Source organism: Mycobacterium sp. NGS29 (assembly GCF_059812965.1).
In genome coordinates, this window is the sequence record NZ_JCALDR010000002.1 from 485,544 (window position 1) to 495,971 (window position 10,428).

At 67.3% G+C, this 10,428-nt stretch carries 8 protein-coding genes and 1 pseudogene; 4 read left to right on the forward strand and 5 right to left on the reverse strand.

The features are described 5' to 3' along the window. Positions 1–2: 2 nt before the first annotated feature. Positions 3–1,115 carry a trehalose-phosphatase gene (gene otsB / locus AC5Y5Z_RS04800; protein WP_499923659.1) on the reverse strand — a complete coding sequence of 371 codons (1,113 nt, stop codon included), beginning with the start codon at positions 1,113–1,115 and terminating at the stop codon, positions 3–5. Between the two features lie 35 nt (positions 1,116–1,150). Beyond that, positions 1,151–2,395: a wax ester/triacylglycerol synthase domain-containing protein gene (locus AC5Y5Z_RS04805; RefSeq protein WP_499923660.1), complete on the reverse strand. Its 1,245-nt coding sequence runs from the start codon at positions 2,393–2,395 to the stop codon at positions 1,151–1,153. A 240-nt stretch (positions 2,396–2,635) separates the two neighbouring features. Between AC5Y5Z_RS04805 and AC5Y5Z_RS04810 the strand changes: the two genes are divergently transcribed. Next, positions 2,636–5,917, forward strand: coding sequence for an error-prone DNA polymerase (locus tag AC5Y5Z_RS04810; protein ID WP_499923661.1), 3,282 nt, complete (start codon positions 2,636–2,638; stop codon positions 5,915–5,917). Here AC5Y5Z_RS04810 and AC5Y5Z_RS04815 read toward each other — a convergent pair. Next, complete coding sequence (locus AC5Y5Z_RS04815; protein WP_499923662.1) at positions 5,877–6,551, reverse strand: response regulator; 675 nt, start codon at positions 6,549–6,551, stop codon at positions 5,877–5,879. The two genes, AC5Y5Z_RS04810 and AC5Y5Z_RS04815, sit on opposite strands and share 41 nt — an antisense overlap. After that, positions 6,548–7,723 carry a sensor histidine kinase gene (locus AC5Y5Z_RS04820; protein ID WP_473139759.1) on the reverse strand — a complete coding sequence of 392 codons (1,176 nt, stop codon included), beginning with the start codon at positions 7,721–7,723 and terminating at the stop codon, positions 6,548–6,550. Before AC5Y5Z_RS04820 ends, AC5Y5Z_RS04815 begins: the two co-directional genes overlap by 4 nt. Positions 7,724–7,820: 97 nt before the next feature. Between AC5Y5Z_RS04820 and AC5Y5Z_RS04825 the strand changes: the two genes are divergently transcribed. Next, positions 7,821–8,753, forward strand: a complete 933-nt coding sequence (locus AC5Y5Z_RS04825; protein ID WP_463825934.1) for a sterol desaturase family protein — start codon at positions 7,821–7,823, stop codon at positions 8,751–8,753. Positions 8,754–8,763: 10 nt separating this feature from the next. Next, positions 8,764–9,408, forward strand: coding sequence for a nitroreductase family protein (locus AC5Y5Z_RS04830; protein ID WP_473139757.1), 645 nt, complete (start codon positions 8,764–8,766; stop codon positions 9,406–9,408). A 249-nt stretch (positions 9,409–9,657) separates the two neighbouring features. Here the strand turns inward: AC5Y5Z_RS04830 and AC5Y5Z_RS04835 are convergent, their stop codons facing one another. After that, positions 9,658–10,122 carry a tRNA (cytidine(34)-2'-O)-methyltransferase gene (locus AC5Y5Z_RS04835; protein WP_473139756.1) on the reverse strand — a complete coding sequence of 155 codons (465 nt, stop codon included), beginning with the start codon at positions 10,120–10,122 and terminating at the stop codon, positions 9,658–9,660. 106 nt (positions 10,123–10,228) lie between these two features. On the opposite strand from AC5Y5Z_RS04835, the pseudogene AC5Y5Z_RS04840 reads away from it, so the two are divergent. Beyond that, a pseudogene (locus tag AC5Y5Z_RS04840) lies at positions 10,229–10,428 on the forward strand (hypothetical protein); the annotation flags it as partial.

The following is a 10,428-nucleotide window of genomic DNA, read 5'->3' on the forward strand; positions in this document are numbered from 1 at the left end:
CGTCAACAGCCGAGTCGGCGAGCCAGTTCGTCGGTGAACTCGGCAACCTGTGCGGGACTGTCCAGGGCATACCGGGCGGCGGTGGCGCGATCCCCGTCGTCGTTGTGCCGCACCACAATCGGGATGCCGTCATCGCGCACCGCGTCGAAGGCGTCCTCGTCGGTGATGTCGTCGCCGAGGTAGATCGGCACCAACGGTCCGGATCCTGCCTCGTGCAGATGATCGATCACCCACCGCAATGTCCGGCCCTTGTCCCAGTCCAGGTCCGGGCGCAACTCGATGACTTCACGTCCCGTTGTCACGCGCAGCGCGTCGCGTTGACCGGCGGTGCGGACCGCGGCCACCACGTCGCCGATCCGGTCGCGTGCGGCGTTGCGGTAGTGCACGGCGACCCCGAAGCGCTTGTGCTCCACCGTGACTCCGGGGATGTCGCCGAGTTTGTCCCGCAGCTGGGCGGCGGCTTGCTCGAGCACCGGGATGGCCGCTGCCGCTTCCTCGTTCTGGTGGTGGGTGCCGTCGGGCGCCGTCAGTTCGAATCCGTGGCTGCCCGCGTACCAGATGCCGGGCAGGCCCACGCGCCGGGCGACATCGGCGAGGTCGCGGCCACTGAGCACCGCGACCGGACAACGGGCGGCCAGTTGTTGCAGTGCTTCGGATGCACCGGGGGCCGGCTCGGCCGTATCCGGGTCGTTCACGATCTCTGACAGCGTGCCGTCGAAGTCGAAGAACACCGCGGGTCGGCTGACGGTGATCTCGCCGATGGCCCGCAGTGCGTCCGCCAACTCGGACATGCGCCGGTCCCCCTTGCGCACGGCTATCTCGGCGAGGTCGGCGACAACGGCGTCGGCTCCGGGTATCGCGTCGCGGCCAAATCCGATCACGAGCGCGAACCCCGCGTCCCGCGCGACATTGACCCGGGAGGCGTCGGATGCGACAACAGCACATCTACCCCGCGGCACGGCCAGTCGCTCGGCCGACTCGATCACGGGGTTCGGCGTGTAGGTAGCGGTGCGAACGCCCGCCTCACGCATGTCGTTCAGTACCGATTCAGCGAACGGCAGGTCCGTGTCGAAGAGGACCGCGTCGATGCGTCGCGGGTCGATGGTGACCGGCATGTACCCACCCTCTCACGAGGGGGTTGCCGGTCGGGTCAGTGGCGGCGCACTCGCACCGGTGGCGCGGACGGCCGCCACCGGACCGCGGTGCTGGGAACCGAAGGCCTTTTGCGTGGGCGTTCGAACGGCAGCACCGAGCTCCGGCCGAGCGCCAGCAGACGCGTCGTACCCTGTTCGATGCCGGCGGCAAGCTGCTCCAGCTGGGCGGCCGCCTGGTATTCGGCGGTGACACCGAAGATCAGATCGTCGGCGTAGCTCAGCACTGCGACCCCGGTGCTGAGTTGCGGCCCCGTCGGTGGGACCGGCAGCAGGTGCTGCAGTGGTTGACCCAGCAACTGCAACCGGTGCCGTGGTCCGGGCGCCCCAGTGCTCAACGTCACCGCATCGTGTTTGCGGAACCGAGACACCGATTGAATGATGTTGGTGTACAGCGCCCGTGGTGAACGTGCTGGGCGGGGTTGGACCTGCTGCCTCGACCCGGCGTGCACCGCCTGCAGCTGCCGGACGGGATCCTCGAGATCGACGGGGAGGTAGGTCAGCGTCGGGCCGACGGCCCGCAGCGAGTCCGCCCGGGGTTGCTCACCGCGGCTCACCAGCACGGTGCGGAAGCTTTCGGTGATCGCGGCGACGGCGACGTCGTTGGTGCTCACCCCGAACTTGCGGGCCAACCTGTCGACGGCGGCGCGGGGGACGCGCACCGTGCGATAGTGCCGCAGTGTGTTCGCCGGTCCGGCCGGCGCGGGCCAGGTGCTCGCGGCGGCGGCGACGTCGGCGGCAACCCGTGCCGCGATCTTGACCGCGCCGAACGGCAACTGCCACCAGGTGTCGCCGTCGGGTGGTGAAACCGGAGGCCGGGCAACGGCATCGGTGAAGGCAACGGGATCGCCGTCGTCGCAGAGCCGGGTGAGCAGATGCGCCGGCGGGAGGTCGCGCGCAAGGCCGTGGTGGATCTTCAGCAGGATCGCCCACTGGTTGCCCTCGAGGCGCTCGATGATCCAGCACTCCCACGGCGGGCGGCCGGGCTCCAGCGGCCGCTCCAGGGCGTGGGCGATGGCCCGGAACAGCTCGGCGTCGTCACCGGGGGGAGGCAGGGCGACCCGCTGCAGGTGCGGGGTGACGTCCGAACCCGGCTGAATGCGTTCGCTCAGCAAATTCTCGATGACGGTGTGATCGGGCTTGGTCCCGCGGATGACGGCCACCGCTCCCGTCGCCAGATCTGTGTGCCGGTCGTGTTCTGGGATCCGCAGCGGTCCCACGTTCACCATTGTCGTCGTCGTCATGCCAAGCCCCCACCGATGTCTGCAACAGTTGTACCAGTATCCGAGGGGGATGTGCACGCCGGTAGGTCAGCCAGGTTAAGAATGCGTTTATCAGATAAAGAGGGATTTAACTGGGGCGATATCACCGTAGCGCGTCATGTTCGCAAATTGTTTCGGCGGCGTTCCAAAGGTGTTCCGGTGCGGGTTTCGAACTGTTGGCGACGACGTGACACTCGAACATATGTTCGATATACTGGTTCGGTGGGATGGCACAACGGGCCGCCGAGTTGGTCGGAGATGGAGCGGGTTCTCGACGGCAAACCGCGCCATGCGGGCCGGCCGGCCGCGGCTGTGCCGGCTGGTGATGCTCCGTTGTCGCAGAAGCGCGGATCGTATTCAGCAAAATCGGACGGGCGCCGGCGCCGGTCGTCGGTCGCATATGCCGAATTGCATGCGCATTCGGCGTACAGCTTCCTCGACGGGGCCAGCACGCCGGAGGAGTTGGTGGAGGAGGCAGCCCGGCTGGACCTGTGGGCGCTGGCGCTGACCGACCACAACGGCCTGTACGGCGCGGTGCGATTCGCTGAAGCGGCCGTCGAACTCGACATGCGCACGGTGTTCGGCGCGGAATTGTCGCTGAGCTGCCAGGCGCGCACCGAGCAACCGGATCCGCCCGGGCCGCATCTGCTGGTGCTGGCCCGAGGTCCCGAAGGGTACCGGCGGCTGTCGCGGCAACTGGCCACCGCACACCTGGCCGGCGGGGAGAAGGGCAAGCTGCGTTACGACCTCGACGCATTGACCGAAGCCGCCGGCGGCCACTGGCACATTCTCACCGGATGCCGGAAAGGTTCTGTGCGACAAGCACTCTCCGACTCCGGACCCGATGCGGCGCGGCTGGCGTTGGCCGACCTGGTGGATCGGTTCGGGGCACATCGGGTGAGCATCGAACTGACCCATCATGGTCAACCCCTCGACGACGAACGCAATGCGCTGCTGGCCGGGCTGGCGCCGCACTTCGGGGTCGATGTCGTCGCCACCACCGGAGCGCACTTCGCCGATCCGTCCCGGCGCCGGCTGGCCATGGCGATGGGTGCGATCCGGGCCCGGCAGTCCCTGGACGACGCCGAGGGATGGCTGGCACCACTGGGCGGCTCACACCTGCGCTCCGGTGAGGAAATGGCTCAGCTGTTCGCCGAACGGCCCGAGGTGGTGACCGCGGCCGCCGAACTCGGCGAGCAGTGCGCGTTCGGGCTGGCATTGATCGCGCCGCAGCTGCCACCCTTCGACGTACCCGAAGGGCACACCGAGGACAGTTGGCTGCGCGCCCTGACCATGGCGGGTGCGGCCGATCGCTACGGACCGGCCGATCGGGCGAAAAGAGCATACGACCAGATCGAGCACGAACTGAAAATCATTGCCCGACTGAGTTTTCCGGGTTACTTCCTGGTGGTGGACGACATCACCCGGTTCTGTCGAGAAAACGACATCCTGTGTCAGGGCAGGGGATCGGCGGCCAATTCCGCGGTCTGTTACGCCCTCGGGGTGACCGCTGTCGACCCGATAGCCAACGATTTGCTGTTCGAGCGCTTCCTCTCGCCCGCCCGCGACGGCCCGCCCGACATCGACATCGACATCGAGTCCGACCAGCGCGAAAAAGTCATCCAGTACGTCTACGACAAGTACGGCCGGGATTATGCCGCCCAGGTAGCCAACGTCATCACCTACCGGCCGCGCAGTGCGGTGCGCGACATGGCGCGCGCGCTGGGTTTCTCGCAGGGACAGCAGGACGCGTGGAGCAAGCAGATCAGTCACTGGTCGGGGCAGCCCGCCGATATCGAGGGCATTCCCGAGCAGGTGGTAGACCTGGCCAACCAGATCCGGAACCTGCCGCGGCACATGGGTATCCATTCCGGCGGCATGGTGATCTGCGACCGCCCGATCGCCGACGTGTGCCCGGTGGAATGGGCGCGCATGGCGAACCGCAGTGTGTTGCAGTGGGACAAAGACGACTGTGCGGCAATCGGTTTGGTGAAATTCGATCTGCTGGGTCTGGGCATGCTCTCGGCGCTGCACTACGCGCGGGATCTGGTGGCCGAGCACAAAGGCATCAATGTGGACTTCGCCCGGCTCGATCTCTCCGAACCGGCGGTGTACGAGATGCTGTCGCGGGCCGATTCGGTGGGCGTGTTCCAGGTGGAGTCGCGCGCGCAGATGGCTACGCTGCCGCGGCTGCGGCCGCGGGTCTTCTACGACCTGGTGGTAGAAGTCGCGCTGATCCGGCCCGGGCCCATCCAGGGCGGGTCGGTGCATCCCTACATCAAACGTCGCAACGGTGTCGACCCGGTCGTCTACGATCACCCGTCGATGGAACCGGCATTGCGTAAAACGTTGGGAGTACCGCTTTTCCAGGAACAGCTGATGCAGCTGGCGGTCGACTGCGCCGGCTTCTCGGCCGCCGAAGCCGACCAGTTGCGGCGCGCCATGGGCTCCAAGCGCTCCACCGAACGCATGCGACGGCTGCGCGACCGGTTTTACGACGGCATGCGCACCTTGCACGGGGCGCCGGACGAGGTGATCGAGCGGACCTACGAAAAGCTGGAGGCGTTCGCCAACTTCGGTTTCCCGGAAAGTCACGCGCTGTCCTTCGCGTCGCTGGTGTTCTACTCGTCGTGGTTCAAGCTGCACCACCCGGCGGCGTTCTGTGCGGCGTTGCTGCGCGCCCAGCCGATGGGTTTCTATTCGTCGCAGTCGCTGGTGGCTGACGCGCGCCGGCACGGCGTGCTGGTGCACGGTCCAGACGTGAATGCCAGCCTGGCTTTCGCGACGCTGGAGAACGCCGGGCTGGAGGTCCGGTTGGGGCTGGGGGCGGTCCGCCACATCGGCGAAGACCTGGCTGAGAAACTGGTCGACGAGCGAAAAACCAACGGCCCGTTCATCTCCCTGCTGGACCTGACCACTCGACTGCAATTGAGCGTCCCGCAGACCGAAGCGCTGGCGACGGCCGGCGCGCTGGGCTGTTTCGGGATGTCCCGGCGTGAAGGGTTGTGGGCGGCCGGGGCCGCGGCCACCCAACGGCCGGACCGGTTGCCCGGCGTCGGCTCGTCCTCACACATCCCCGCGCTGCCCGGAATGAGCGAACTGGAGCTGGCGGCTGCCGACGTGTGGGCCACCGGCGTCTCCCCGGACAGCTATCCGACGCAGTTCCTGCGGGCCGACCTCGACGCACTGGGGGTGGTGCCCGCCGCCGCATTGGGGGAGGTGCCCGACGGGGACCGGGTGCTGGTCGCCGGCGCGGTGACCCATCGGCAGCGGCCCGGCACCGCCCGGGGGGTGACGTTCGTCAACCTCGAGGACGAGACGGGCATGATCAACGTGCTGTGCACACCGGGGGTGTGGGAACGCCACCGCAAGCTGGCCCACACCGCGCCGGCGCTGCTGATCCGCGGTCAGGTCCAAAACGCCAGCGGCGCAATCACTGTCGTGGCCGATCGGATCGGCCGCATCACTTTGGCGGTGGGCTCGAAGTCCCGGGATTTCCGGTGAGTTTGTGCTGGTGCGCGAGCACCACCGCGTGGATACGGTCGCGCACACCGAGTTTGGCCAGGATGCGCGACACATGCGTCTTGACCGTCTCCTCGCTGACCACCAACTCCGCGGCGATCTCGGCGTTGCTGTGGGCCTCGGCGACCAGCAACAGCACCTCGTACTCCCGGGCGGTGAGGGAGGCCACTGCGGCGGGAGTGGGCACCGGTGCCAGCGAGTCCGCGACCCGGGCGGCCAGTCGGCGGGTCATCGCGGGATCGATGACGGAGTCGCCGCGCGCCACGATCCGGATGGCGCCCACAAGTTCCTCCGGCGGAAGGGATTTCAGCAGGAAGCCACTGGCCCCGGCCTGCAGTGCCTGCGCCAGCACCGTCTCGCTGTCGTAGGTGGTCAACATCAGCACCCGGGTGTCGCCGGCCGAGACGATCGGGGCGATGGCCGCGATCCCGTCGAGTTTGGGCATCCGCACATCGAGCACGCACACGTCGGGACGAAGTCGCAACGTCTGCTCGATCGCGGTGCGCCCGTCGCCGACATCGGCGACGCACGAGGTGTCGGGATGCGCGTCGATGATGGCGCGTAGTCCGGCACGGCGCACCGCATGATCGTCGGCGATCAGCACGCGGATGGTCATGGCGTCGCGATCGGCAGCGACACCATGGCGCGCCATTCGTTCTGGCCACCGCATTCCAGCCTGCCGCCGAACAACTCGGCGCGGCGCCGGATCCCGTCCAGGCCATGATGCAGCGAATCACCGGAATAAGGTTGCACAGCAATGGGATTGGTTTGCACAATCTCGAGCCGTGCACCGGCCCGGCGCACCTCCAGACGGGCGGTGCCATCGCCGTGGCGCAGCGCGTTGGTGAGGAGTTCCTGCACGATCCGATACACCGTCACGTCCAGTGACGGCGGCAAGACCAGCGGGTCGGTGGGCAGCACGAGTTCGACCGTAAGGCCCGCCCTGCCCACCGACTCGACGAGTTCGTCGATACCGCCCAGGCCGGGCTGGCGGTCGCCGGCGTCGTGTCGGCCGTGCAGCAGGTCGAGCTGGCGGCGCAGATCCACCATCGCGGCCCGGCTGGAGGATTCCACCGCCGACAGGGATTCGGTGACCGCGGGCTGGCCGCCCGCCAAGGCGATCCGGGCCGCACCGGCGTGCACGCCGATGGCGCTGACGTGATGGGAGATCACGTCATGCAGGTCGCGCGCGATGGCTTCGCGCTCGTCGGTCAGTGCCCGTTCCAGCGCGAGGCGCTGCTCCTGAGCACGCAACCGGTCGCGCTGTTCGAGTTCGGTGACGTAGATGCCCCCGGTCGCGGTGTACCGGCCCACCAGCCAGGGCACGAACCCGTTGGACCCGGCGATGATCACCAGCAGCCGCCAGTCGTCTCGGCCGGCTGCATTGAGGATCGCCGCCCATCCCACCGCCCCCACCAACAGCGGAACGATCACCAGCGAAACCCGAGTGGACAACCAGGCGCCGGCGCGGAACCCGGCCACCAGGATGCCGATATCGCTGACACCGGTGGCCCGGCCGTGGTGGTAGAGCAACAGGCACGCCAGCAACCTGGTCACGACCTGCGTCACGGCGACCAGGGCCACCGAGGCGGGCGGACCGGCCAGGGCCAGGTCTGCCGCCGCCAGCAGCCCCGCCACTGCCGTCGCGGCAACCGGCGCTTCGCCGTAGATCCCCGAGACCAGAAAATAGGTGACGTCGACCGCGGCGGCGATCACCCCCACCAGCAGCGATTGACGCGTCAACGACCGGCGCACCTGTTCCAGCGGCAGGTCGGCGGTGCGGGCCATGGGAGGCCACACTACCGCTGCGCATCCCCCACGAGAGGGATGCGCAATCGCTCCGGTGCGCGATGTCTGGCCGATCGATTGTTCATAGCGTGGCGGCATGCAAGCCACCACCACGCTGATCCTCGCGACGGTTCCCGCCTTCGTGCTGTTGTCGTTCCTGGAATGGGTCGACGTGCGCCGCGACCCCGCCGAGTCGGCGTTCTCGGCGCGCGACACCGCCGGCAACTGGGCGACCTATCTGCTCAACGCCACCTTCAGAATCCTCGGGCACTACGTGCTGCCGTTCTCCACGATCGTCGCGGCCGGCGCGCTGACCCCGCTGCACCTGTCGCCGCGGCACTGGTGGGTGTGGGTGGCGTGCCTGGTGGTCACCGACTGCTGCTACTACTGGGCCCACCGCGGCGATCACCGCATCCGGCTGCTGTGGGCCGCGCACAGCGTGCATCACTCGAGTACGCATTTCAACATCTCGACCAACCTGCGGCTGCCGTGGTTCCACCCGGTGTCCTACGCCGTGCGCAGCATGGCCTGGCTGCCGGCCGCGCTGCTGGGATTTCCGGCATGGATGATCTTCCTGGTCAACACCGCCGGTTTGGTCTTCCAGATCCCGTGCCACACCGAACGGATCGGAAAGCTCTGGCGACCATACGAATTCCTGTTCAACACCCCGTCACACCACCGGGTGCACCACGGCTCCAACCCGGCCTACCTCGACAAGAACTACGGCGGTGTGTTCATCATCTGGGACCGGTGCTTCGGTAGCTATGCCGAGGAGGTCGAGCCGGTGCGTTACGGGCTGACGCACCGCATCGACACCGACAATCCGGTGAAATACAACTACCTGGAGACGGTGTCGCTGATGCGCGACGTATCGCACGCCGAGTCGTGGCGGGGCCGGTTCGGCTACATGTTCGGGCCGCCGGGTTGGACCGAATCGCGGGTGCCCGCGCGACTTCTGGAGAATTACGCTCGGAGTCCCGGAACCCGTTGTGGCAGTTCGACGGTCGTGGCCGACGATCAGCGCGGGTAGTGTGCCCCACATGACCCTCGACCTGACCGTGGACGAAGTGCTGCGCACCACCCGCTCGGTCCGCAAGCGCCTCGATTTCGACAAGCCGGTGTCGCGCGACGTGCTGATGGAGTGCCTGGAGCTGGCGCTGCAGGCACCGACCGGTTCCAATTCGCAGGGCTGGCAATGGGTTTTCGTCGAGGACGCGGACAAGAAGAAGGCGATCGGCGACGTCTATCTGGCCAATGCCCGCGGCTACCTCAGCTCGCCGGCCCGCGAATACGCCGAGGGCGACACCCGCGGCGAACGGATGGGTCGGGTGCGTGAGTCAGCGATGTACCTCGCCGAACACATGCACGAGGCGCCGGTGCTGCTGATCCCGTGCATCGAGGGTCGCGAGAACAAGTCGCCGCTGGGCGGTGTGTCCTTCTGGGCGTCGCTGTTCCCGGCGGTGTGGAGCTTCTGCCTGGCGCTGCGGTCGCGCGGGCTGGGCTCGTGCTGGACCACGCTGCACCTGCTCGGTGACGGCGAGCGCCAGGTCGCCGACGTGGTCGGCATCCCTTACGAGGACTACAGCCAGGGCGGCCTGTTCCCGATCGCCTACACCAAGGGCACCGACTTCCGGCCCGCCAAGCGGCTGCCGGCCGAAAGCTTGACGCACTGGAACAGCTGGTAACCGTCGGGGGACGCGTCTGTCCCCTATTTGGTGGACACCGGATTCGTCTCCCGGTACCTCCCATCGGAGGACACCGCCGGGGACCCGAGTCGGGCAGTCTCAATGACAACGAGTTGCACCGAAGTCGGCAACACCGCCGACACCCCTCAAAGCTGTGGCATGTTTCTCTGCCCCCAGTAACATGGCCACTTGGAAGCAGGCCCGTGTTCGCACGGGCCTGCTTCTGCTTGTGGCCGGCAGATTCAAGAGCTACACGGCACCGGAGTAGCCGTGCTGGCGCCACGCCTCGTAGACGGCGACGGCCGCGGCGTTGGACAGGTTCAGGGACCGCCGCCCGGCCAGCATCGGAATCCGCACCTGCTGGGTGATGTGCGGATCGGCCAGGGTTGCCGCGTCCAGCCCGGTGGGTTCGGGCCCGAACATCAGCACATCACCCGGCAGGTAATCGACCGCGGCGAACGGCGTGCCGGCCGCAGCGGTGAAGGCGAACACCCGCGCCGGCGACAACGCCGCCCACGCCGATTCGAGCGATGTGTGCACAGTGACGGACGCCAGGTCGTGATAGTCCAGCCCGGCCCGCCGCAGTTTCGGCTCGGACAGGTCGAAGCCCAGCGGCTCGACCAGATGCAGTTCGCATCCGGTCGCCGCCACCGTCCGAATGGCATTGCCCGTGTTCGGCGCAATCCGGGGAGAAAAGAACAGCAGCCGGAACATGCGTCGATCATGGCAAATTTCGTCGGCTGTCTTTTCGCAGAAGTGGGTAAACAACGCGTTAGCTCGTTGTCAGATCTGCATCGGTATCTAGTCGAAAGGGCGTCAAATGGCTCGTCACGAGGGCGGCAGGTGGGACGTAGGTGTCAAGAAGGGCGACGTTTATGTTGCGCGTATCTCCGAGGACGACGAAGGCCTATTCGAGGATCTGATCTCACCCGACGAAGCGCGGCATTTGATCGATCTGCTGACGAAGTACGCCGACAAGGCCGACGAATACGCCACAGACAAAGACGACGACAAAGACGA

What these genes read in the sequence shown, in the direction of transcription:
- otsB (WP_499923659.1), bottom strand. Translation starts at nt 1,115, where the DNA reads ATGCCGGTCACCATCGACCCGCGACGCATCGACGCGGTCCTCTTCGAC.
- AC5Y5Z_RS04805 (WP_499923660.1), bottom strand. Translation starts at nt 2,395, where the DNA reads ATGACGACGACGACAATGGTGAACGTGGGACCGCTGCGGATCCCAGAA.
- AC5Y5Z_RS04815 (WP_499923662.1), bottom strand. Translation starts at nt 6,551, where the DNA reads ATGACCATCCGCGTGCTGATCGCCGACGATCATGCGGTGCGCCGTGCC.
- AC5Y5Z_RS04820 (WP_473139759.1), bottom strand. Translation starts at nt 7,723, where the DNA reads ATGGCCCGCACCGCCGACCTGCCGCTGGAACAGGTGCGCCGGTCGTTG.
- AC5Y5Z_RS04825 (WP_463825934.1), top strand. Translation starts at nt 7,821, where the DNA reads ATGCAAGCCACCACCACGCTGATCCTCGCGACGGTTCCCGCCTTCGTG.
- AC5Y5Z_RS04830 (WP_473139757.1), top strand. Translation starts at nt 8,764, where the DNA reads ATGACCCTCGACCTGACCGTGGACGAAGTGCTGCGCACCACCCGCTCG.
- AC5Y5Z_RS04835 (WP_473139756.1), bottom strand. Translation starts at nt 10,122, where the DNA reads ATGTTCCGGCTGCTGTTCTTTTCTCCCCGGATTGCGCCGAACACGGGC.